This window comes from Comamonas sp. UBA7840 (assembly GCF_002501455.1).
Classification (GTDB): domain Bacteria; phylum Pseudomonadota; class Gammaproteobacteria; order Burkholderiales; family Burkholderiaceae_C; genus Comamonas; species Comamonas jiangduensis.
This window is the reverse complement of the sequence record NZ_DLTI01000020.1, coordinates 112,320-135,864: the sequence shown is the minus strand read 5'-3', so window position 1 is coordinate 135,864 and position 23,545 is coordinate 112,320. Positions and strand designations below refer to the sequence as shown.

Sequence of the window (23,545 nt, the reverse complement as noted above, 5' to 3'; positions counted from 1 at the left end):
AAAAAGCCGGAGTCGCTGGTGCGCTCCGGCTTTTTTTCAGTTGCGGCAACCTTGTGCTTACTCGTGGCGCAGCGCCTCAATGGGATCCAGCTGCGCCGCCCGGCGCGCTGGAAAATAGCCAAACACCACACCAATCGCAGCCGAGAACACAAAGGACAGCACATTCACCGTGGGATTGAATATGAAAGGCACCTGCATCACCTGCGCCAAGCCCACCGATGCAGCCGCCGCAATTGCAATCCCAATCAAACCACCCAGCGCTGCCAGTACCACCGCTTCAATCAAAAACTGAAGCAGCACTTCGCGCTCCAGCGCCCCAATCGCCAGGCGCAAGCCAATTTCGCGCGTGCGCTCCGTGACACTCACCAGCATGATGTTCATGATGCCGATGCCGCCCACCAGCAAACTCACGGCAGCCACCGCGCCCAGCAAGGTGGTCATCACCTTGGTGGTACCTGCCATGGTGTCAGCCAGCTGTTTGGTGTCGAGCACGTTGAAGTTGTCCTCGTCCATCGGCGCCAGCTTGCGCAGCTCGCGCAGCAGGTCTCGCAAGCTGCTTTTCACACGCTCTGGGTCGCTATCGTCTGCCATCGAAACCAGCAAGGTATTCACCCGCGTATTGCCCGTCACGCGGCGCTGCAAAGTTTTCAGCGGGATCAGCACCATATCGTCCTGGTCGTTACCAAACGCACCTTGGCCTTTGGATTCCAGCACACCAATGATGGTGCAGGAAAATGCCTTCACCCGCAGCTGCTGCCCCAGAACATCGGCGCTGTTTTGGTACAACTCACGCAGCAAGGTTGAGCCAATCACACACACCGGCGCACCAGCACGCAGCTCTTCGTCCGAGAATGCACGGCCTTGCGCCAGCGTCCAGTTGCCGGTTTGCAACCAAGCATTGGTGCTGCCAATCACGCTGGAAGACCAGTTGCGGCCATCAGCCACCAGCGTCACGCTGGAGCGCGCCTCGGGTGCCACGGCGGCAATGCCTCCGATTTGCTGCTCAATGACATTCGCATCCGTATCCTTGAACGCTGGTGCCGGTGCAGCGCCCGGCCCCATGCGTTGCCCCGCACGGATTTGCAGCAAGTTGGTGCCCAGCCCTTGAATTTGCGACTGCACGGCCATGGTGGCGCCATTGCCCAAAGTGACCATGGTGATCACGGCGCTCACGCCAATCACAATGCCCAAAATGGTCAGGAATGAACGCAGCAAATTGCGGCGAATGGAGCGCAGTGCCAAAAGAATGGTGTTCAAAAACATCAATGCCCCTCCTGCGGCTGCACTGGCGCACTGCGGGCGGCTCGGCGCAGCATAAAGGGTTCGTTGCGCGTATCACTGTCGAGCAAACCATCCTTGAAACGCACAATGCGCCGTGCATAGGCAGCCATCTCCGGCTCATGGGTCACCATCAGCACCGTAATGCCTTGCTCGCTGTTGAGCTTCCAGAGTAACTCCATGATTTCTTCGCTGCGCTGGGTATCCAAATTGCCCGTGGGCTCATCCGCCAGCAGCACCACCGGATTGCTGACAATCGCCCGTGCAATCGCCACGCGCTGCTGCTGCCCCCCCGATAGCTCTGCGGGCGTGTGGTGCTCCCAGCCTTTCAAGCCCACGGCCTCCAAAGCCTTGGCAGCCGCTTCGCGACGCGCTGCGTTGGTCTCTCCACGGTACAGCAGCGGCAGCTCCACGTTTTCCTGTGCTGTGGTGCGTGGCAGCAGGTGAAACCCCTGGAACACAAACCCGAAATAGCGACGGCGCAAACGCGCGCGCTCATCACGGGCCAGGTCTTCGACGTGCACGCCTTTGAACAAATACTCGCCAGACGTGGGGCGATCGAGGCACCCCAAGGTATTCATGGCCGTGGACTTGCCCGAGCCGCTGGGGCCCATGATGGCCACAAAGTCCCCTTGCTCGATATCAAGATCAAAGCCTTTGAGCGCCTTGAATGCCAGCCCACCCTCGCCATATACCTTGACGATGTTGCGCAGCCTAATCAGGGGCACAGGGCTGCTGGCTTGTGGGGCGGCATCGCTCATCGCACGGCTCCACTGCGCTGGTCGGTAATGATTTGCGCGCCTTCCTTGAGCTTTTCGCTCTCCACCTCAGTCATGCGGCCATCGCTCAGGCCCGTCTTGACTTGCACCGCCACGGGCGTGCCCGCTTCCAGCACCCATACATAACGGGTTTGACCCGCACCCAGCGCTTGGCTGCCGCCGGCACCACCACGGCTCATGCGAGGGCGTTGTGGCAAGAGTTGCCCCATGATGCCGCTATTGCCTGCGCTGCCAGCACCTTGGGGGCGCGTGCCCCGCTCGCCCGCAGCACCTGAAGGACGCCCATCGGGTGCTGCTGCATCTGCTGCAACGGGGGCTGTCATTCCCACCGGGGTAAAGCGCAACGCCGCATTCGGGATCAGCAGCACATCTGTGCGCTCATTGGAGCGAATGGTCGAAGAGGCCGTCATGCCGGGGCGCAGTGATAAGTCTTCATTGCGCACTTCCAGGCGCGCCAAATAAGTCACCACGTTATCGGTCTTGGTAGAGCCGTAGTCCACACGCGTCACTTTGGCAGGATAGATGCGTGAGGGATGGGCACTGACCGTAAAGCTGGCGCGCTGGCCCTCTTTGACCTGGCCAATATCAGCCTCATCCACCGAGACTTCCAGTCGCAATTGCTTCAGGTCTTCGGCAACGGTGAACAAGGTCACGGCTTGCAATGAAGCTGCCACCGCATTGCCCGGGTCTACGCTGCGCGTGAGGATCACGCCATCAATGGGCGATTTGATCGAGGCCTTGGACAAGTTGGTTTCGTCGTTCTTTAGCGCAGCCCGGGCATCATCTACCGCAGCACGAGACGCGGCCTCATCTGCAATTGCTCGGTCAACCACGGCACGCCCCGTATCCATTTCTGCTGCAGAAGGTACTTTCCCCCCCGAAATTCGGTGCACTTCTTCCAGCCGGGCCAAATTGGAACGCGCCTCTTTCAGCGTCGCTTGGGATTGCTGCAAGCGTGCTTGCGCGGAAGCAACCGATGCTTTGGAGCGGTTGAGCTGTGCGTTGAGCTTGTCGGTATCCAGCTCCACGAGCACCTGGCCTTTTTTCACCGTGTCGTTCACGTCAACCAGCACATTGCGCACGGTACCGGACAATTCAGACCCCACATTCACCGTACGCGTAGGCTGCAAGGTACCGTTAGCCGCCACCGTGATTGATAGATTGCCGCGCTTGACCTCTTGGGAAACATACACGGGCTTGGCATTCGCAGCCTGATGGTTTTGCCACATGAAATAGCCACCAATGGCACCTGCTACCGCCACAGCGCCAATCCAAATGGTGGGGTTCTGCCACCACTTGCGGGCAAGGCCATCACCTAAAAGTTCGTGCACGTCTTGGGCGGTACTGGCGGATGTTTTTTTACGCATTGTTTGTTTTCCGTTGAATCTTTAAGGCTGTGCCGCAGCAGTGTCGATGACCTGGCCCTCGGCATTCAGGGGTTGCCAGCCGCCCCCCAACGCTTTGTACAGGCGCACGTAATCCGTGCTGATAGAGGCTTGTGCCGTGGCCACACTGTCTTGGGATGACAGCAAAGTGCGCTGGGTATCCAGCACAGTCTGAAAATCCACCAGGCCGCTGCTGTAGCGCTGGTTGGCAAGCAGTTGGGCATAACGTGCGGCCTCTTCGGCAATCTTCAGTTGCACCAAGCGGTCTTTATCGCCTTGCAACTGCACCAAGGCATCTTCGACCTCTTGCAAGGCAGTCAGCACCGTCGAGCGGTAGCTGATCCGCGCCTGTTCCACCAACGCTTGTTGCACACGAATCTGAGCACGATTCGCCCCGGCATCAAACAAAGGCGCAGCCAGTCCTGCGGCAATGTTTTGGGCCACTGTGGCTCCGCTCAGAGCCCCCAATGTCAAAGCATTCAGCCCCAGCGAACCCGACAGGCGCAGCGTCGGGAAATTGGCACGCTCTTGCGATGACAGATTAGCCACAGCTGCTATCACTTTTTGCTCCTGTGCGCGAACGTCCGGGCGCTGACGCAGGGTGTCTGCAGGCAGCGTCATGGCCAGACTGTCAGGCGCCACTGGCAAGGGTTGCGCTGCCAGCAGCTGCGCATCCAAGGCCGAAGGTGGTTGGCCCGTCAAAATGGCCAAGGCATGGCGTGTTTGGGCCAGCGAAGATTCCAGCGCCGGAATTTGTGCAGCCGTTTGCGCCGTCAAAGAGCGCGCCTGCTCCGCGTCCAGCGAAGTGGCCAACCCTGCCTGCACACGCCATTCGGTGATTTGCTGGTTCTCCCGCTGAATGCCCACGTTGTCCTGGGCAATCCTTAGCCGGTTTTGCAGGCTACGCAATTGAATGTAGTTGAGCGCGACTTCTGCCGCCAGTGACACATGCGCGCCTTCCAGCGCCGCCACGGCTGCTTGGACATTGGCCTCCCCAGCCTGCACCGCATTCGCCTGGCGTCCCCACAAATCAGCCTCCCAGCTGGCGCTGACACGTGCTGCATAGCTATTGCTGCCATTGTCTCCACCTTCCCAGCTACGCCCTCGGTCAAAGCCAGCACTTGCGCTGGGGATGCGAGAGGCTGCTTGTACATCCAGCTGCGCCCGCGCTTGGCGCAATGATGATTGGGCCGATTGCACACTGGGGTTGGCATGCAGTGACTGCTCAATCAACGCTGTCATCTGTGCATCACCAAACCGCTGCCACCAGCGACTGAGGTCTTCCGGCGTGCGCTGCTGAGGCTGGGCCGCCGTACTGCTCCACTGCGTTGGCACAGCCACAGTCGTGCTTTGCCCATCAAAACGAGAGGTGTGCGTACAACCTGCAATAAATACGCTACATGCCACAGCAATGGGCATCGCCCAAAAACGCGGCAAAGGTCGCAAAAAAATGGTGCTGGAGTTCTGGTACATGCTGGGGACGAAAAATCGCAATAGCCTGTTTCTACCCCCAGATTGTGCAGACCCCATGTAGGGCCACAGCAAAAGCCACGTGAAGCTTTGGTAAAGCCCGATGGCCGGACTGCTAGGAAATCCATCAAAAAAGCCCTCTTTCGAGGGCTTGGTCAGTCCGTGCGCAGCATGCTCAGACGATGGTTTCCACAATCGCATCCAGCGGCCAGCGCGGCTTCACGTCAAATGCATAGGTCTTATGGGGCATCTGCTGCCCGGCCTGGATACGCATGGCCGCTGCCATGGCAATCATGGCCCCGTTGTCGGTGCACAAATGCAATTCCGGGTAATGCACGCGAATTTTGCGTTTGGCGCATTCTTTGTTCAACTGGTCGCGCAGCAGTCGGTTAGCCCCCACGCCGCCCGCAACCACGACACGGTGCATGCCCGTTTGCTTTAGGGCATTGATGGTTTTTTTCACCAGCACATCGACGATGGCCGCCTGGGTACTTGCTGCCAAGTCTGCCTTGCGCATCTCCATCTCACCGCCGAGCTTTTTGGCCTGCGTCAGCACGGCTGTTTTCAGGCCTGCAAACGAAAAATCCAAGTCTCCGCTGTGCAGCAAAGGGCGAGGCAGCTTGAACGCTTCAGGATCTCCACTCTCCGCCAGCTTCGACAGGATAGGCCCCCCCGGATAGGGCAAGCCCATCACCTTGGCAGACTTATCAAAAGCTTCGCCAGCAGCATCATCAATCGTTTCGCCCAGGATTTCGTAGCGGCCCACACCATCGACCCGCATCAGCTGTGTATGCCCCCCTGAAACCAGCAAGGCGATGAACGGAAACTCAGGCGGGTCTTCACTCAGAAAGGGAGAAAGCAAATGCCCTTCCAGGTGGTGCACGCCCAGTACCGGTTTGTCCAGCGCCGCACCCAGCGCACATGCCACACCTGCGCCAACCAGCAACGCGCCCGCCAAGCCTGGCCCGCGTGTAAATGCCACCACATCCACATCTTGCAAAGTTTTGCCCGCATCTTGCATAACCTGTTTCGTCAAAGGCAACACGCGGCGAATATGGTCACGACTGGCCAGCTCAGGCACCACACCGCCATACGCACGGTGCATATCAATTTGGCTGTGCAAGGCATGTGACAGCAGCACAGGCACGCGGCCATCTGCGGGCACTTGCACCAAAGCAACGCCCGTTTCATCACACGACGATTCAATACCCAAAATCAGCTGACTCATAGCCTGCAAGTGTAGGTCTGTGGTAGCACCAGCAACGTCAGGCGTCCAAAAAGCCTTGCATGCGAGGCAAGAAAAAAGCACCAGCCGGTGCTTTTCCGTGGGTGTTGCTCGCGGCTTAGCGGCGGCCACTCCACAAGCTGCTGCCCAGCTTGAATAGGTCGCCCACATCCAGCTTGCCATCGCCGTTTTGGTCCAGCAGGCTTCCCAGTAAATCACCACCAAGCCCGCCTTGCTGCTGCGCTTGGGCGCGCTCTTGCTCCAGCGTCTGGCTCAGACTGCCTGCATCCCAGTGCGCAGATTTCGCGCGATTGGCTAAAAAAGCCATCACGATGGGCGCCAGCATAGACAGCAGTTGCGCAGCGCCTTGGCCGCCCAAACCCGTGGCCTGCCCCAGGCTGGCCTCTGCTTTTTGCTGGCTGCCACCCAAGATATGGCCCAAGATGGCTGCACCATTGCCCAGCGGGTTTTGCGCGCTATCGGCTGTGCTGCCACCAAGGATGGAGCCCAGCAGGCCCCCCAGCCCACCCAAGCCTTGGGGCAGGGCTTGGCTGTGGTCACGCTGCAGCGCACCCAATAAATCTGCGGCGCCTTGGGGCTGAGCGGCATTTTTCCCCAGTGCGCCCAACAACAGTGGCAAAGCCGCACTGACCGCTGTTTGGATTTGCTCGCTGTTTGCCCCCAATTGCTGCGCCATGTGCTGCATAGGTGCTCCCTGCAGTTGCGCCTGCAGTTCATTCACGATCGATGGCGAAGTATTCATTGCCCATTCTCCTCAACCAAAATTTGCCCCAAACGGCAGTCCAGCGCCTACTTTGCACGCTGGCAAAGCCTCCGGGTAAAAAACCACCCTGCCTCGAAAGTAGACCACGGCGGCTGTTGCACATCAAGGCGCCACCTTGAAGGTTTTTTTGTGCACGCCAGAGCCATCGCCCTCTCTTTCACAGACTGAGGCAGTGTTTTTTGCACGATTTGCCAGCGAAAGCCCATCACCGCTTTAGACCTGCATTTCAATATATCGAATTTATATATAAGACCTGTGAAAATAACAATAAATTCACATATCAGTCATGCATATCCAGCAATACCTCAAAGAAATTGGTCGCGGCAAAGATGGTGCCCGTGCGCTCTCGCGTGCCCAGGCCTGTGAGCTGCTGGGATGGATACTCGATGGGCAAGCCCTACCCTTGCAAGTGGGCGCCTTTTGTTTGGCCATGCGCATCAAAGGCGAAACAGCGCAAGAGATGGCGGGTTTCATGGATGCGGTGCATGCACGCTTGCCAGTCACCGCCAGCGCGGCAACTCCGGCCATCATCTTGCCCAGCTACAACGGCGCACGCCGCCTGCCGGTGCTCACCCCTTTGCTGGCTTTGCTGCTGGTACGCCAAGGTTTACCGGTACTGCTGCATGGCTGCACCACGGAAAGCACACGGATCACTGCCGCACAAGTGCTGGAACACATGGGCTACCCCACTGCGCTTGCCTTGCAGACCCCGCAGCCCGGGCAATTGCTGCACCTGCACGCCCGCACTTTGCAGCCTGGCCTGGCTGATTTGCTCGACGCCCGCGCTGCCATTGGGCTGCGCAACCCAGCGCACAGCCTGGTCAAACACCTGAACCCACTGGCTGCCAGTGGCACACAGAGTTTGGTGGTTGGCTGCTACACCCACCCGGAATACCGTCTCAGCATGGAGCAAACCCATGCCGAAGCAGGCAGCCATGCCCTGCTGCTGCGCGGTATGGAAGGTGAGCCCGTAGCAGACCCGCGCCGCCAACCTGCGCTGCGCGGCATCATCCAAGGGCGCAAGGTACTGGATTTGCAGGCAGAAACTGGGGCTGTGCCCGTCATGCCCGAACTACCCAATGGGCTGGATGTGACTGCCACTGCCACATGGACGTGCGAGGTGCTGCAAGGGCAGCGCCCAGTGCCCGCACCGATCACCACGCAGGTGCAAGCCATTTGCGATTTACACCGTCAACTGGCCGCTTTACCGGCCCCACAAGGAGCGCAAGCATGAACGCCAGCGCCACGCACACCGCCGGCACATGCACCTTGGTCGGTGCAGGCCCGGGCGACCCGGAATTGCTCACCCTCAAAGCACTCAAGGCCATCCAGAACGCCAGCGTGCTGCTGGTGGATGACCTGGTCTCGCCAGAAATCGTCAACTTTGCCTCGCCCACCGCGCGCATTGTCTATGTGGGCAAGCGCGGCGGCTGCAAAAGCACGCCCCAGGCGTTCATCGAAAAGCTGATGGAAGCCGAGGTGCGTCAGGGCGAGCGGGTGGTACGGCTCAAAGGCGGGGACCCCTTCATCTTTGGCCGGGGCGGTGAAGAGGTGGAGCACCTGCGCCGCGCCGGTATAGCGGTGCAAGTTATCAATGGCATCACCGCAGGCTTGGCCGGGTTAAGCAGCTTGGGCGCTCCTCTGACCCACCGAGAGCACGCTCATGGGGTGGTGTTTATTACGGGCCATGCCAAGCCCGGAGACAGCGGCACTGACTGGCGCGCTCTGGCCAGCACGGCACATGCGGCCAAACTCACCCTCGTGATCTACATGGGCGTCAGCGCGGCCGATCACATCAGCGCAGAGCTGCAAGCCGGCGGCCTGCCTGCCCTCACCCCGGCGGCCATCATTCAACACGCCAGCTTGCCGCAGCAGCGCCATGCCATTACCAATTTGCAAAATTTGGCTGATACGCTGCATGCACAAAACCTGGCCAGCCCCAGCGTGCTGGTGATTGGCAATGTGGTGCAGGGCGTTACGGCATGGGCCTTGCAAGCAAGTACCACTCCGCCCTTGCAAGCAGCCTGCTAACGCCATCCATCATGGAAAATCACAACAATTGATAGCTTCTAGCGCTTGCCACGTAAGCGCCAGAGGCCAATTTCATGCATAAACCCCATGAAAAACAAAGGCTGCAACGTCCACCACCGTTGCAGCCTTTGCCATCTGCACAGCGCCTAAGCCCTGTGCACATGTCCCAACCGTTATGTCTTAGGAACCGATCACACCGCCGTCATCCTTGGTGATCACCACAGTGGCCGAGCGAGGAATGCTGGTGCCACCATCGGGCCAGTGGCTGTCACCCTCTTCACCGGGGTGCTGGATGTTGATAAACATGGTTTTGTGGTCTGGCGTGAAGGTAATGCCGGTCACCTCGCACTCCTTGGGGCCTACCAAAAAGCGACGAATCTCTTTGGTCACAGGGTCGGCACACAGCATCTGGTTGTTGCCCTGGGCCGCGTAGTCGCCCTTGTTGCTGTACTTGCCATCCGTCTGGATCCACAAGCGGCCCTCGGCATCAAATGCCAGACCATCGGGGCTGTTGAAGGTGTTGTCTGCCGTGATATTGGCCGAGCCTGACATCAAGTTCTTGCGGTCGGTATGCACGGTGGGGTTGCCCGCCAGTACAAAAACATCCCACTCAAACTGGGTGGCGGCGGCGTCGCCACCGGCTTCGCGCCAGCGCACGATCTGGCCATACACATTCTTGGGGCGCGGGTTGGCCGCATCCGCCACCGTGCGGCTGGTGTTGTTGGTCAGCGTGACATACACCTCACCCGTGCGAGGGTGCACCGCCACCCACTCGGGGCGATCCATCTTGGTGGCGCCCACCACATCACCGGCCATGCGCGCATGCACCAGCACGGCCGCCTGGTTGGCAAACTGCGCATCGGCCTGGAGCTTGCCGTTGCGCTGTTTGTCCAGCAGCAGCCATTGGCCCGTGCCCGCAAAGTCGCCCGAGGCCTTGCCTGCGTCAAAGCGGGCAACGTACAGATCACCTTCATCCAGCAGGTGGCTGGTTTTCCCGCCGGGCACATAAGGGTGCTTGGAGACAAATTTGTAGATGTAGTCGTTGGCTTGGTCATCGCCCATGTAGACCACAGGACGGCCGTCTTTGGTCAACGCAAACGCCGCGTTCTCATGCTTGAAGCGCCCCAGCGCTGTGCGCTTTTGGGGAATGCTGCCGGGATTGAAGGGGTCAATTTCCACAATCCAGCCAAAGCGATTGGCTTCATTGGGCTCTTGCACATAGTCAAAGCGTGCTTCGTGCCTTTCCCACTGGAACAGACTGGCCTTGGCCGAGATGCCATAACGCTTTTGCGCTGCGTTGCGGCGGTCTTCCCCAGCGCCGGTGCCAAAGTAGTTGTTGAAGTTTTCTTCACAGGCCAGGTAAGTGCCCCAAGGGGTAAAGCCGTTACCACAGTTGTTGAATGTGCCCTGCGCACGGCGGCCTGAAGGATCGCCCTTGGTTTGCAGCAGCACATCACCCGCTGCCGGCCCTGTCATTTCCATGGCAGAAAAAGCGGTGATCCGGCGGTTGTACACACTGCCCTTGACGATGTCCCACTGCCCCTTGGCATTTTTTTGAATGTGGATGACCGACACCCCATGTGCATTCATGGATTTGTGCACATGGTCTTTGCTCCACTTTTTCTGGGCATCGGCACCCTTGCGGCCAAACAGCCACGTGTAGGCACCGGTTTTTTCGTTCACGGTGCAGTACTCGTGGTTCATCACCAGCAAGCCTTCGTGGCTCTTGCCATCCAGCGCGAAAAAGTGAATACCGTCGTGGTTATCTCCCACCTGCAAGGCTTGCGCCGCAGCATCTTCGCTGCCATCGCCCTTGAAGTTCGCTGCACCATCCACCAAAGGTGTGCCCCACGGTGCCAGCACCTTGGCGCTGTAGCCAGGAGCCACTTGCACCGTATCTGCCGTAGAAATCGCAATTGGTTTGAACCCCAACAAAGGCTGGCTGGTATGGCCACCTGAGGTGGCACACCCGGCCAGCCCCCCGCCCAGGCCCAAAAACATGGCGGCTGTCAGGCCAGTGCCACTGCGTAAAAAACCACGGCGCGACACAGCGCTGTCCACCACGGTCTGAAACTCCGGGTTGTCACTCAGATTGGTGGGCAGGTCTTCACTGTCCAAAACGGCGGTCTGGCTATTCATCATGGCTTGGCTTTCTTCCCATAAAGATCAATGCCTGCGCAGTGTCGACAAGCTTTGTGACAGGCGCATGAAGCTATCAAGTCATTCGTATGACGACGCACATGAAGCCTTGTGCGCACCCCTCCAGCATTCCCTGATTTTTTTGGTGTCGCTGAAAATGCCACCGCATTGGAAAGAATGAAAATATCTGTGCGGCTGGCACACCCCAGCAAGCCTGCACACACATACACCAGGATGCAATTTCATGCGCATTACAAATCTCAAAATTGGCACCAAACTAGGCCTGGCTTTTGCCTTGCTCTTGGTTCTCACCCTCGGCCTTGGCGGCATTGCCTTGGCCCAACTCGAGCGCATGCACCTTGCCATGCAAACCATGGGCAACAGTGCCCTGCCCAGCGTGGCAGAAGCGGGCAACATCCGCTCGCAGTGGAACCGTTTTCGGCGGCTAGAAAGCCATTTGCTGCCAGCACAAGCCAGCAGCAACGCACAAGCACTGCTGCAGCAAGCGCAAGGGGTACTGACTTCCATCACGCAGTCTGAAAAAAATTACGAAACCTTGCCCCATTCCGAGCAAGAGTTGCAGCTCATGCGCGCTTACCAGCAGCACCGCGACACGTACCTGGGCGCGCACCGCAAGTTCGTGCAGGCCGCCCTGGACGTGCACCAAAGCGGCAGCAGCGATGAAACCCGCTTGCAGTTGCTGCAGCGCATGTACAGCGAAGAAGCCGAGCCCAGCTTTGCTGCCTTGGCAGAAACCGTGGGCAAACTCGCGGCCATGACCCAAAGCGATGCGCGCACACTGAGCCAGCAAGGCGATGCCGTACGCAGCTCTGCCCAATGGTGGGTCATCATGGGCATGGGCGTGAGCGCGCTGCTGTCCGTACTGTTTGCCGTGCTGGTCACCCGCTCTGTGGCACGCCCGGCGCAGCAAGCTGTGCAGGCCGCCAGCCAAATTGCCAGTGGTGACCTCACCCAGGCCATCCCCCCTGCTGGCAACGATGAAATGGGGCAGCTGATGGCGGCACTGGAGCAAATGCGCAGCAAGCTCGACAGCGTGGTGCAGCATGTGCGCCACAACGCTGAATCGGTGGCCATGGCCAGTGAAGAGATCGCCAGCGGCACCACCGATTTGTCTTCGCGCACCGAAGAGCAAGCCAGTGCGCTGCAGCAAACTGCAGCGTCGATGGAGCAGCTCTCCTCCACCGTGCGCCAAAACGCCGACAGCGCTTTGCAAGCCAATCAACTGGCACTGGGTGCATCCCAGGTCGCAGCGCAAGGCGGGGACGTGGTCGGCGAGGTGGTGACCAATATGCGTGGCATCACGGAAAGCAGCCGCAAGATTGCCGACATCATTGGGGTGATTGATTCCATCGCCTTTCAGACCAACATCTTGGCGCTGAACGCCGCAGTGGAAGCGGCCCGCGCGGGCGAGCAAGGCCGTGGTTTTGCCGTGGTCGCCGGTGAAGTGCGCACCCTGGCCCAGCGCAGTGCAGAGGCGGCCAAAGAAATCAAGCTGCTCATCAAAAACAGCGTAGACAGCATCACCGCCGGCACCGCCTTGGTGGATCGCGCGGGCCACACCATGACAGAAGTGGTCAGCTCCATCCGCCGCGTGACGGACTTGGTGGGAGAGATCAGCGCTGCCAGCTCCGAGCAAAGCCAGGGGGTCAGCCAAGTGGGTGAAGCCATTACCCAGATGGACAGCACCACCCAGCAAAATGCGGCCTTGGTCGAAGAAAGCGCCGCAGCGGCAGAAAGCCTCAAACGCCAGGCGCAAGAGCTGGTGCAAGCGGTCTCGCACTTCAAAACCACCAGCGCCATCGCTGCGTCCGCCGCCCAGCTACCGCGCAGCGCGCCTGCCCGCACGGCCAGCGCATTGCGCTCCGAACCTGCCGCGAAAGCGAAGCCTCAGACTGTGGCAACACCTGCCAAGGTGGCGCCAGCCCAACCAGTGGCGCCCGCGCGCTTGGCCAGCCCTTCTGCCCGGGCGGCCACACCACCGGCCACCGCTGGGGGCGCAGAAGACGATTGGGAAACTTTCTAACCGCCGATACCACCCACCGCCCAGCAAATCGCAGATGTGCGCTGGAGACGCGCAGCACGGAGCCGCAGGCCGCACAAGCGCACGACAAGGCGCAGCAACGATGTATGCAAGGTGGTGTTCGCGGGTCTGCGCCCCCGCCCAATCCGGCGGCCCCAGCAGCCAGACCATCAAAAAAGCCGTGCGCTCCTGCACGGCTTTTTGTTGCGTCGGCCAAAAAATGCGGCGATTACTGCTTTGCAGCGGGGGTGCGTGTCAGGGCAAAACGCTGCGCGACTTCTTTGCGCATGTCCTTGCGGACCAAAGCCGCATTCCAGCGGCGCTTTTCTTCCTCGGTAGAGGGCTGCAGCGCAGGCACGGACACCGGCTTGCGATCGGCATCCACCGCCACCATGGTGAAAAAGCAGCTGTTGACGTGGCGCACCACCTTGTCCTGGATTTGCTCGGCCACCACCTTGATGCCAATTTCCATGGAAGAGTGGCCGGTGTAGTTCACGCTGGCCAGAAAAGTCACCAGCTCGCCCACATGGATGGGCTGCAAAAACATCACCTGGTCCACGCTCAAGGTCACGCAGTAGCGCCCCGCATAGCGGCTGGCACAGGCATACGCCACTTCATCAAGCTTTTTCAAAATGGCACCCCCGTGGACATTGCCCGAGAAGTTGGCCATGTCAGGGGTCATCAGCACGGTCATGCTGAGTTGGTGTTCAGGCAAATTCATGGGCCGCAATTGTAAGAACCGCACTTTGATCGAGCGCAAAGCTTTGCATGCAACCTACGGCCATGGCGGGGCTTCCACCCTTGGCTACACTGCCGGCTCTGTTTTTGCTGCGCGCTGCCAGCCCCCTGTTTTTTGACATTCCCAACCTTCCGCCATGCCTGTACCCACTGCCACTGACTCTCCCACAGCGTTTGACGCCATCATCATCGGCGCGGGCGCTGCGGGCCTGTTTTGTGCGGCGCAAGCAGGCCAGTTGGGGCTAAACGTGCTGCTGATCGACCATGCCGAGAAAGTGGCCGAGAAGATCCGCATCTCCGGCGGCGGGCGCTGCAATTTCACCAACCGCGATCTGGATGTGCGCGCGCCGCACAAGCACTACGTGGGCCAGAACCCGCAGTTTTGCCGCTCAGCCCTGTCGCGCTACACCCCGGCCGACTTCATCGCGTTGATGGACAAGCACGGCATTCCCTACGAAGAAAAGCACAAAGGCCAGCTGTTTGCCACCACCAGTGCGGAAGACATCATCCGCATGCTGCTGGCCGAATGCGCAGACGGCGGCGTCACACGCTGGCAGCCCTGCACCGTGAAAAAAGTAGTGTTTTTGCCATCTAGCGCAGACACATCAAGCGCAGGCAGCTATGAAGTTCATACTGACCGTGGCGTTGTACACGCTCCGCGCCTGGTGCTGGCCACGGGGGGCCTGTCCATCCCAAAGATTGGCGCCACAGATTTTGGCTATCGACTGGCCCAGCAATTCAAGCTGCCCCTGGTGGAGCGCCGCGCCGGTTTGGTGCCGCTGACGTTTGATGGCGCTGCGTGGCAGCCTTATGCTCAGCTGGCAGGCCTGGCCCTGCCAGTGGAAATCAGCACCGGCAGCAAAAAAGAACGCATGACGTTCCATGAAGACCTGCTGTTCACTCACCGTGGCCTGTCAGGCCCGGCCGTGCTGCAAATCTCCAGCTACTGGAAAGACGGCGCGCCGCTGCACATCAACCTGCTGCCCGGCACCGACATGGCGGCGCTGCTGCAAACGGCCAAAACCCACTCGCGCAAACTGGTGGCCAACGAGCTGGCCGCGCACCTGCCGACCCGCTTGGCCGATGCCTGGGCCAGCCAGCAACCCGAGTTGCAGCGCCCCATCAACGAAGCCAGCGACAAAGCGCTGACCAAGCTGGCCGAGCAGCTCCAGCGCTGGGAGATCACCCCCACGGGCTCCGAAGGCTACAAAAAAGCCGAAGTGACCCTGGGCGGCATTGACACCAAGGCGCTGTCACAGCAAACCATGGAATGCAAAGCCCAACCCGGCCTGTACGCGATTGGCGAGGTGGTGGACATCACCGGCTGGCTGGGCGGCTACAACTTTCAGTGGGCCTGGGCCAGCGCCTTTGCCTGCGCACAGGCCATGGCCCAGCAGCACGCAGCCACTGCCGCATAGCGCCACTATCGGGGTTGGGAATACGCCAACTTCAGACACGCGCTGAAAACTCGCTATAATGCTCGACTTTGCTGGCAAATCCCCGTCGGCCATACTAGTTAATAGAGACGGGGAACAACCGCTGTACATGGCTCTTAGGCCCGATCTTCCCGAGAACCCGCTGTCAGCACAGATATATCTGGAAATTGAATGACTACTATCCGCGTCAAAGAAAACGAACCCTATGAAGTTGCCCTGCGCCGCTTCAAGCGCACGATCGAAAAACTGGGCCTGCTGACAGACCTGCGTGCTCGTGAGTTCTACGAAAAGCCTACAGCCGAGCGCAAGCGCAAGAAGGCTGCTGCCGTGAAGCGTCACTACAAGCGCGTTCGCAGCATGCAACTGCCTAAGAAGCTGTACTAATCGTTGATTAGGACTAGCCGGCCTTAAAAAAGCCGCAACCCGCGCTCGGGACGCCAGGCGCGGGTTTTTTGTTTTCTGGCCACTGCACTGCTGCAGTGACCTCCACAGCCACGGCGCCATAGAGCGGACACGCGGCCCGCGCACAGGCAGTAAGGTACTGACCAGCGCGCGATGGGCCAAGCCCGCATCCATACCGCCACGGTATTCCCTCAGGAGAGAGCTATGAGCTTGAAAGCCCAGATCACCGAAGATATGAAAACCGCCATGCGTGCCAAGGACAGCGTACGCCTGGGCACCATCCGCCTGCTGCAGGCAGCGATGAAGCAAAAGGAAGTGGACGAGCGCGTAGAGCTGGATGATGCCGCCATCATCGCCATCGTCGACAAGCTGATCAAGCAGCGCAAAGACTCGATCGCCGCCTACGAAACCGCCAACCGCCAGGATCTGGCCGACGTGGAAAAGGCCGAAATCGAAGTGCTCAAGGTGTACCTGCCCGAGCGCATGTCAGAAGCTGAAATCACCGCCGCCGTGCAAGCCATCGTGGCCGAAGTGGGTGCCACCGGCCCCGGCGACATGGGCAAAGTGATGGGCAAAGTCAAGAGCACCTTGGCTGGCAAGGCCGATATGGGCTTGGTGTCCGCCGCCGTGAAGGCCGCCTTGAGCCAGTAAGCACGGGGTGATGCAGCCTCTCATGGCTGCCAGTCCTAATAAAAAAGAAGCTGCCAGCGCTGGTTGAGCAAGCGTTTCAGATACAAAACCATCTGAAATGCCCATTCCATAAGCGCTAGCAGCTTCTTTTTTTAATATCCACACACTGCGGCCACCTCTCTAGCCTGCGGCGGACAGTTTCTTCACAATGTGCGCTCCACATTCAGGAGAAGACATGCACCTCACCCGTCGTGATTGTTTTCGCTGGGGCAGCGCTGCCCTTGCCACCGCAGGTTTGAGCGCCTGCGCCACCCACACCACCACGGCCAGTAGCGCCCGTACGGCAGATGCCGCCGGCACAGGCTTTCAGCGCAAGCGCCTGGGCCCAGCCACCATCACCGCTGTTAGCGATGGCGTGTCGCGCCGCCCGCTTGATGCCAGCTTTGTGCGCAACGCACCGCTGGCGCAAGTGCAAGCCACATTGGCTGCGCAAAAGCTGCCCACCACCCACATCGACGTGCCCTACACCTGCTACGTCATCGAAACCCAAGGCAAGCGCTATTTGCTGGACACCGGTTTTGCCGACAACGGCGGCGCAGGCACCGGCCTGCTGCACACGCACCTGCGGGCGGCCGGAATCCCCCCTGAATCGATTGACACCATCATCTTGAGCCATCTGCATGGCGACCACATCAACGGCCTGCGCCGTAAGAGCGGCGAGCTGGTCTACCCCCAGGCCACCGTGTACGTGGCACAGCCCGAGATGGCGTTCTGGGGGGATGATGCACGCATGCAAGCTGCGCCAGAGGCTGCACGCGGCGGTTTTCAGAATGTACGCCGCGTCTTCAACGGCTATCCTCAAGACAAACTCAAGCTGTTTACGCCCGGCACCCGCATTGATGGCGTGATCGACACCCTGCCCGCTGTAGGCCACACGCCCGGGCATACCGCGATTGCGATTGGTAGCGGCAAAGATCGCTTTACCTTCATTGCCGACACCACCAACTACCCCTACCTGTTTGTGCGCCACCCCAGCTGGCATGTCATGTTCGACATGAACCCAGAGCAAGCCGCTGCTACCCGCCAGGCCCTGCTGGCACAGCTGGCCAAAGAAGGCGGCTGGGTGGGCGGTTTTCACTTCCCGCTGCCGGGCTTTGGCCACATCCATACGCGCAGCGACGGCTTTGACTGGGTGACATAAACCTGCGCCTTGGGCTTCGACTTCTTGCCCTTGGCTTTGTGGCCTGTGGCCTTATTTAGTCCTTGTGGCGCAGCGCGGCGGCATTCGCCGCCAGCGGCTGCGCTTGCAGGAAGGTCTGCAAAAACTCCACGCACACCCGCACCTTGGCAGAGCGTTCTAGCCGAGTGGGGTAGACCGCCCAAATATTGGCTTCCTGGCGCCACTCCGGCAGCACCTGCACCAAACGGCCATCGGCCAGCTGCGCGGCCACATCCCAGTGCGAACGCAGCACCACCCCATGCCCATCGACCGCCCATTGCACGGCCATTTCCCCGTGGTTGGTCGACAGCGGGCCCGTCACCTTCACGCTGCGCTCCAGCCCGCCTGCACGTAGCTTCCAGACGCCAAACGGGTGATCGCGCTCCTTGATGACCAGACAGTCGTGCGCCGCCAATTCTTCCAGGCTGCGGGGCACACCGCGGCGCTGCAGGTAATGGGGCGCAGCGCACAGCAGGCGGTGGTTGTCTGCCAGCTTGCGTGCAATCAGCTGCGGAGCAATCTCATCGCCCACGCGCACATCCAGGTCAAACCCTTCGGCCACCACGTCCACCAGCCGATCCAGCACCTCCAGCCGCACCTGCAGCGCCGGATGGCGTGCCACCAGCTGCGAAAACGCAGGTGCCACCACGTTGCGCCCAAAGCCAAAGCTGCTGCACACGCGCAGCAGGCCGCGCGGCTCTTTGCGCGTCACCCCCACTTCTTGCAGCAGGTGCTCCATATCGTCCAGGATGCGCTGCGCCCAGTGAAAAATGCGCTCCCCCTCCTCGGTCACCACCACGCGGCGGGTGGTGCGGTGCAGCAGCTTCACGCCCAACTCCTGCTCCAGCAACCGAAGGCGCTTGCTGACATAAGCTGGCGATGCATCCAGCGCCTGCGCGGCAGCCGCAAAACTGGATTTACGCACCACGGTGATGAAGACGCGCAAGTCGTCCGGAGAGGGCATTTTGTTCACGCTGTGTGAATAATCAAACTACAAAGCGTTGATTGTATGCAGAGCGTTCTTGCGCACAATCGCCACACCACGCCCACTTCTGTTCATTTCTGTACTGGATTGCACCATGTCTCACCCTAAAAAAATTGCAGTGATCGCCGGTGACGGCATTGGCAAAGAAGTCATGCCCGAAGGCCTGCGCGCTTTAGAGGCAGCGGCGGCAAAGTTCAACCTGCCGCTGGAGTTCCACCACTTTGACTGGGCGCACTGCGACTACTATGCCGAACACGGCCAGATGATGCCCGACGACTGGAAGGCCCAGCTCGCGGGCATGGACGCCATCTTTTTCGGTGCGGTGGGCTGGCCCGCCACCGTTCCCGACCACATCTCACTGTGGGGCTCGCTGCTGAAATTTCGCCGTGAGTTTGACCAGTACATCAACCTGCGCCCCGTGCGCCTGTTTGAAGGCGTGCCCTGCCCCCTGGCGGGCCGCAAGCCCGGCGATATCGACTACTACGTGGTGCGCGAGAACACCGAGGGCGAATACACCGCGCTGGGCGGCATCATGTTTGAAGGCACAGACCGCGAAATCTGCATCCAGGAATCGGTCTACAGCAAGCACGGCGCCCAGCGCCTGCTGAAATACGCGTTCGACCTGGCGCAAAGCCGCAGCAAAAAGCATGTGACGCTGGCCACCAAGAGCAACGGGATTGCCATCAGCATGCCGTGGTGGGACAAGCAGGCCGACGCCATGCACCAGCACTACCCCGAAGTCACGCTGGACAAGCAGCACATTGACATCCTGACCGCGCGCTTTGTGCTGCAACCCGGCCGCTTCGATGTGGTGGCTGCCACCAATTTGTTTGGCGACATCCTCTCCGACCTGGGCCCTGCCACCACCGGAACCATCGGCCTGGCACCTTCTGCCAATCTGAACCCCGAACGCACCTTCCCATCGCTGTTTGAGCCGGTGCACGGCTCGGCCCCCGACATCTACGGCAAGAACATTGCCAACCCCATCGCCATGGTCTGGTCGGGTGCGCTGATGCTGGACTTTCTGGGCCACAGCCAAGGCCAGTGGCGCGCCGCGCACGATGCCATCGTGGCGGCCATTGAGCAGGTGATCAAAACCGGGCCCAAAACACCGGACCTGGGCGGCAGCGCCACCACCCCCGAAGTCGGCAAAGCGATTGCGGCACAGCTGCTTTAAGCCGCGCACCGCATACTGCACGCCAGACAGCGCAACCAATAATTTTTATAGCTATGGGCGCACACTCAGTATGCGCCCATAGCTATTTTTATGCTGCATCTTTTTCAGCCGTTTGCGGGGCAATATGGGACTGGGTTTGCAGCCACTGTGCCAGATCTTGCGGCGCCATCGGCTGGGCAAACAAGTAGCCCTGTGCCACGGGGTAGCCCTGGTCGCGCAGCATGACATGCTGCACCTGGGTTTCCACGCCTTCGGCCACCACTGTCAGGTCCAGGCTCTGGCCAATACCCAAAATCGCACGACTGAGCGCTTGCGCGGCTTCGTCATGCTCCAGATCAGAGACAAAGCTGCGATCGAGCTTGAGCTCACTCACCGGCAGGCGGCGCAGATAACTCAAGCTGGAATAACCGGTACCAAAGTCGTCCATGGACAGGCGCACACCGCTGGCATGCACCGCATGAATCGTCTGCATGGTGCTGGGATTGGTGTCCAGCAAGATGCTTTCCGTCAGCTCCAGCGTCAGGTCCTGGGGCTGCAGGGCGTTGCTGTCCAGGGTGGCAGAAATCATGCGCGGCAGATCCAGATTGTGAAAGCTGGAGGGCGACAGGTTCACCGCCACAGCAGGCACATCCAGCCCCTGCGCTCGCCACTGTGCCAATTGGCTGCATGCCTCTTTGAGGGCCCAGCGGCCCAAATCAGAAATCAGGCCGCATTCTTCCGCCAGCGGGATAAAGCGCGCGGGAGCAATCATGCCCAGTGTGGGATGCGTCCAGCGCGCCAAGGCTTCCACGCCATACAAGCTGCCCGTCTTCAAATCCACCTGGGGCTGGTAGTGCAAATGCAGGCATCCGCGCTCGCTGTGCAAGGCTTCGCGCAGGGCTTTTTCCAGCGCCAAGCGTTCTTGGGCCAAGCGGTTCATCTCGCTGCTGAAAAAGCTCACACGCCCGCGCCCGGCGCTCTTGGCCTGGTACATGGCCATGTCAGCGCGGTGCAGCAAGGTTTCCATATCGCGCCCGTCGTCGGGGAACATGGCCACCCCGATGCTGGCGGAAATCACCATCGACGTGTCGCCCAGCGTCAGCGGTGCCGACAACTGCTCTTGCAAGCGCTCAATCACTTGGCCGACCTGCTCCGCCTCGCCCTCGGACAGCACGAGGACAAATTCATCCCCGGACAAGCGCCCTGCGGTATCGGCATGGCGCAGCACCAGCTTGATGCGCTCAGCCACCGCACACAGCAACTCGTCACCCACAGGATGACCCATAGAATCATTGACCTGCTTGAAACGATCCAAATCCACAAACAGCACCGCCACCCGCTCTTGGTTCGTGGTCGCGCTGGCCAGCACCTGCTCGGCCCGCGCCAGCAGCAAACTGCGGTTGGGCAGGCCTGTCAAGCCATCGTAGAACGCCAACTGGCGAATGCGCGAGCGCGCTTTTTCACGCTCCAAGGCCAAAGCACACAAATCAATGCAGGTATCCACCAAACGCTGGTGGTAAGCAGAGGCGACTACGGTACTTGGGTCTCGGTAATAGAACGCGAAAGTGCCAATCGGCTTGCCTTCGGCCCCCGCAATCGGGGTCGACCAGCACGCGGTGTAGCCCAGCGGCAAAATCAGGTGCTTGAAATCCTGCCACAAAGGGTCGCTGGCAATGTCATGCACCACCACAGGCTCGTTGCGCCATGCGGCGGTGCCGCAAGACCCGACACAAGGGCCTATTGGCACCCCGTCCAGCTGCATGGAATAGGACGCGGGCAGACAGGGGCTGGCCAAGGGGTGCAACTTACCGTCCGCATCCACCTCCAGCACGGAGGCCGTGACCTCGGGCGCCATGCGCTCCACCTCTTCGCACACCATCTCCAGCACTTCCACCAGCGGGCAATCGCGGGCCATGGCTTCCAGCACACGGCGTTGCAGCACCTCATGCATCTTGCTGGTGGTGATATCGGTCAATGTGGTGACGGTGTATTGCCACGCGCCATCACCGTCTGGTACGGGGTTGCTCAGCACCTTGCTCCAATAGCGCTGGCCATTTTTGCCCACCACGATCTCTTCGCGCACTACGGGCTCTCCGGCGCGCAATGCCGCTTGGTAATGCTCCGCAAAACCCACGGAGAGATGGGGGGCCAGCAAATCGATCGGTGCGCGGCCTTGCACCTCGGCAAGGCTCCAGCCAAACATGCGGCTAAAGCCACGGTTCACAAACAGGATGCGTGACATGGCATCGCTGATGATGATGGCCGTATCACTGACATCTGCCACCAAGGCCAAACGCTCTACATAATCCTGATGCGCCAGGGACTGGGTGTGCCGCTCGGTTACATCGGAGGCGACCTTGACCACATGGGTCACGCGCCCATGATCGTCCAGCGAGGGCGAATAGGTGGCCTCTAACCAGCATCTGCTGCCATCGCTGCGCACGCGTTCCACCTCGCCTGCAAACGCCTGCCCGTTGCGCAAGCGCTCCCACATTGCGGGGTAAGCGGCACTGGCCAACAAAGCGGGCGGGCAAAAATCCCGATGCGCTACGGCCAAGCTCGCAGTCTGGTCCAGCTGGAGCAACTGGCGATAGTTGGGGTTGGCATAGAGCAAGCGCCCATCCAAATCAAACTCCGCCAGCGCCATCACCCGATCCAAAGCCTTGAACCGAGTGACTTGCGTGTGCACGTCTTCGCTCTCTCCCATAGCCTCACCTTATGTTCATGTTGTTATGTGCTGCGGCACCACGGGCAACATGGTGCCCGCCCACGATCAGCGGCCAGTCTGCAGATCAGAACGCGACGACCGAGCGGTGGATACCTGCACGGATGATACGCACCCAGGTCGCATTCAAAACCTACCGATTAAGGAGGACACTTCTTGCGCCCTAGGCCCGGTGCCAGCGCCCACCAAACTGGTTGACCACCATGCCCAGCAATACCCCTGCAGTGCCCAGCCACTGCAGCAACGTGGGGAACTCCCCCAGCAACAGCATCGCCGAGAGCAAACCCACCACCGGCACCAGCAACGACAAAGGCGCCACCGTGCTGGTGGGATAGCGCTGCAGCAGTTTGGTCCACAGACCGTAGCCCAGCAAGGTAGAGAGCAGCGCCAAATAGGCCACCGCCCCCAGCCCTTGCACTGTGATGGCCTGCAACTGCTGCAGCGTCACCGCCCAGCCACCCTCCAGCCACACCGACAGCAGCAGCAAAGGCAGCACAGGAAAGAGGCTGCTCCACACCAAAAACGGCACGGGTTCATACGGGCCATTTTTGGCTGCATGGCGTGTAATCAGGTTGGAAGCGGCCCACATGGCGGCCGAAGCCACGGTGCACACAAAGCCAATCAGGGTCATGTGCGTGGCGCCATCGCCATGGGCAGAGCCAATCACGATCAGCCCCCCGACGGCAATACACAACCCAGCCCACTGCCAAGGCTGCGGGCGCTCACCCAGCAACGCAGCGGCCATCAACAAGGTAATGAAGGCCTGTGTTTGCAGCACCACCGATGCCATTCCTGCCGGCATGCCCAGTTGCATGCCCACAAACAGCAGGCCGAACTGGCCTACCCCTTGCACCAGCCCATAGGCTGCGAGCAGCCCCCACGTCAGGCTTGCGGGGCGGCGCACAAACAACATAAATGGCAGCGATGCCGCCATAAAGCGCAACGCGCACAGCAGCAGGGGAGAGACCTCTTCCAGGCCCCACTTCATCACCACAAAGTTCACCCCCCACACCACAATGACGACCAGGGCCAAGATCCAATCGGCACCGCTCAAACCCTTGCTGTTGTTATGCATGTTTTTAGCCTCTAGCGCTTATACATCTTGCGTAAGCAGCTATCAAT

Annotated in this window: 19 protein-coding genes; 8 read left to right on the top strand and 11 right to left on the bottom strand. The window is 60.2% G+C overall.

All coding sequences use genetic code 11. The annotated features are described in order from the left end of the window. Nucleotides 1-57: 57 nt before the first annotated feature. From B3R00_RS06355 to B3R00_RS06330, 6 genes are all read right to left on the bottom strand, one after another. Nucleotides 58-1,263 carry an ABC transporter permease gene (locus B3R00_RS06355; protein ID WP_219162428.1) on the bottom strand — a complete coding sequence of 402 codons (1,206 nt, stop codon included), beginning with the start codon at nucleotides 1,261-1,263 and terminating at the stop codon, nucleotides 58-60. Further along, the gene (locus tag B3R00_RS06350) at nucleotides 1,263-2,039 is read right to left on the bottom strand and encodes an ABC transporter ATP-binding protein (RefSeq protein WP_286998131.1); all 777 of its coding nucleotides are present in this window, start codon (nucleotides 2,037-2,039) and stop codon (nucleotides 1,263-1,265) included. Before B3R00_RS06350 ends, B3R00_RS06355 begins: the two co-directional genes overlap by 1 nt. Further along, nucleotides 2,036-3,424: an efflux RND transporter periplasmic adaptor subunit gene (locus tag B3R00_RS06345; protein ID WP_286998129.1), complete on the bottom strand. Its 1,389-nt coding sequence runs from the start codon at nucleotides 3,422-3,424 to the stop codon at nucleotides 2,036-2,038. Before B3R00_RS06345 ends, B3R00_RS06350 begins: the two co-directional genes overlap by 4 nt. Before the next feature lie 21 nt (nucleotides 3,425-3,445). Then, a complete protein-coding gene (locus B3R00_RS06340) occupies nucleotides 3,446-4,861 on the bottom strand; it encodes an efflux transporter outer membrane subunit (RefSeq protein WP_286998224.1) in 1,416 nt (471 codons plus the stop codon). Between the two features lie 226 nt (nucleotides 4,862-5,087). Then, nucleotides 5,088-6,140: a tRNA (adenosine(37)-N6)-threonylcarbamoyltransferase complex transferase subunit TsaD gene (gene tsaD, locus B3R00_RS06335; RefSeq protein ID WP_286998127.1), complete on the bottom strand. Its 1,053-nt coding sequence runs from the start codon at nucleotides 6,138-6,140 to the stop codon at nucleotides 5,088-5,090. Nucleotides 6,141-6,255: 115 nt separating this feature from the next. Next, the gene (locus B3R00_RS06330) at nucleotides 6,256-6,900 is read right to left on the bottom strand and encodes a DUF937 domain-containing protein (RefSeq protein WP_286998125.1); all 645 of its coding nucleotides are present in this window, start codon (nucleotides 6,898-6,900) and stop codon (nucleotides 6,256-6,258) included. A gap of 307 nt (nucleotides 6,901-7,207) precedes the next feature. Between B3R00_RS06330 and ybiB the strand changes: the two genes are divergently transcribed. Then, entirely contained in the window at nucleotides 7,208-8,155 is a 948-nt protein-coding gene (ybiB, locus tag B3R00_RS06325) for a DNA-binding protein YbiB (RefSeq protein ID WP_286998104.1), read from the top strand. Further along, on the top strand, nucleotides 8,152-8,952 hold the full coding sequence (gene cobA, locus B3R00_RS06320) for a uroporphyrinogen-III C-methyltransferase (protein ID WP_286998102.1): 801 nt from the start codon (nucleotides 8,152-8,154) through the stop codon (nucleotides 8,950-8,952). The genes ybiB and cobA overlap by 4 nt, the downstream gene beginning before the upstream one ends. A 180-nt stretch (nucleotides 8,953-9,132) precedes the next feature. Here the strand turns inward: cobA and B3R00_RS06315 are convergent, their stop codons facing one another. Next, nucleotides 9,133-11,094 (bottom strand): PhoX family protein, encoded by a 1,962-nt coding sequence (locus B3R00_RS06315; RefSeq protein WP_286998100.1) that lies wholly within the window; start codon nucleotides 11,092-11,094, stop codon nucleotides 9,133-9,135. A gap of 241 nt (nucleotides 11,095-11,335) precedes the next feature. Between B3R00_RS06315 and B3R00_RS06310 the strand changes: the two genes are divergently transcribed. Further along, on the top strand, nucleotides 11,336-13,135 hold the full coding sequence (locus B3R00_RS06310; RefSeq protein WP_286998098.1) for a methyl-accepting chemotaxis protein: 1,800 nt from the start codon (nucleotides 11,336-11,338) through the stop codon (nucleotides 13,133-13,135). Nucleotides 13,136-13,361: 226 nt separating this feature from the next. Here the strand turns inward: B3R00_RS06310 and B3R00_RS06305 are convergent, their stop codons facing one another. Continuing rightward, on the bottom strand, nucleotides 13,362-13,853 hold the full coding sequence (locus tag B3R00_RS06305) for an acyl-CoA thioesterase (protein WP_286998097.1): 492 nt from the start codon (nucleotides 13,851-13,853) through the stop codon (nucleotides 13,362-13,364). A gap of 154 nt (nucleotides 13,854-14,007) precedes the next feature. Between B3R00_RS06305 and B3R00_RS06300 the strand changes: the two genes are divergently transcribed. The 4 genes from B3R00_RS06300 (at nucleotide 14,008) to B3R00_RS06285 (ending at nucleotide 17,539) form a co-directional block, all read left to right on the top strand. Next, entirely contained in the window at nucleotides 14,008-15,288 is a 1,281-nt protein-coding gene (locus tag B3R00_RS06300; protein ID WP_286998096.1) for an NAD(P)/FAD-dependent oxidoreductase, read from the top strand. A gap of 189 nt (nucleotides 15,289-15,477) precedes the next feature. Then, the gene (rpsU, locus tag B3R00_RS06295; protein ID WP_003052999.1) at nucleotides 15,478-15,690 is read left to right on the top strand and encodes a 30S ribosomal protein S21; all 213 of its coding nucleotides are present in this window, start codon (nucleotides 15,478-15,480) and stop codon (nucleotides 15,688-15,690) included. Between the two features lie 222 nt (nucleotides 15,691-15,912). Beyond that, entirely contained in the window at nucleotides 15,913-16,359 is a 447-nt protein-coding gene (locus tag B3R00_RS06290; protein ID WP_219162439.1) for a GatB/YqeY domain-containing protein, read from the top strand. 214 nt (nucleotides 16,360-16,573) lie between these two features. Next, nucleotides 16,574-17,539: an MBL fold metallo-hydrolase gene (locus B3R00_RS06285; RefSeq protein WP_286998094.1), complete on the top strand. Its 966-nt coding sequence runs from the start codon at nucleotides 16,574-16,576 to the stop codon at nucleotides 17,537-17,539. A gap of 55 nt (nucleotides 17,540-17,594) precedes the next feature. Here B3R00_RS06285 and B3R00_RS06280 read toward each other — a convergent pair whose 3' ends face one another. Then, on the bottom strand, nucleotides 17,595-18,521 hold the full coding sequence (locus B3R00_RS06280) for a LysR family transcriptional regulator (RefSeq protein WP_286998092.1): 927 nt from the start codon (nucleotides 18,519-18,521) through the stop codon (nucleotides 17,595-17,597). Between the two features lie 115 nt (nucleotides 18,522-18,636). Between B3R00_RS06280 and B3R00_RS06275 the strand changes: the two genes are divergently transcribed. Continuing rightward, entirely contained in the window at nucleotides 18,637-19,719 is a 1,083-nt protein-coding gene (locus B3R00_RS06275) for a tartrate dehydrogenase (RefSeq protein ID WP_286998090.1), read from the top strand. Between the two features lie 88 nt (nucleotides 19,720-19,807). Here the strand turns inward: B3R00_RS06275 and B3R00_RS06270 are convergent, their stop codons facing one another. Together B3R00_RS06270 and B3R00_RS06265 are read right to left on the bottom strand one after the other, a co-directional pair. Beyond that, nucleotides 19,808-22,405, bottom strand: coding sequence for a bifunctional diguanylate cyclase/phosphodiesterase (locus B3R00_RS06270; protein ID WP_286998088.1), 2,598 nt, complete (start codon nucleotides 22,403-22,405; stop codon nucleotides 19,808-19,810). 181 nt (nucleotides 22,406-22,586) lie between these two features. Next, nucleotides 22,587-23,498: an EamA family transporter gene (locus tag B3R00_RS06265; protein WP_286998086.1), complete on the bottom strand. Its 912-nt coding sequence runs from the start codon at nucleotides 23,496-23,498 to the stop codon at nucleotides 22,587-22,589. Nucleotides 23,499-23,545 lie beyond the last annotated feature (47 nt).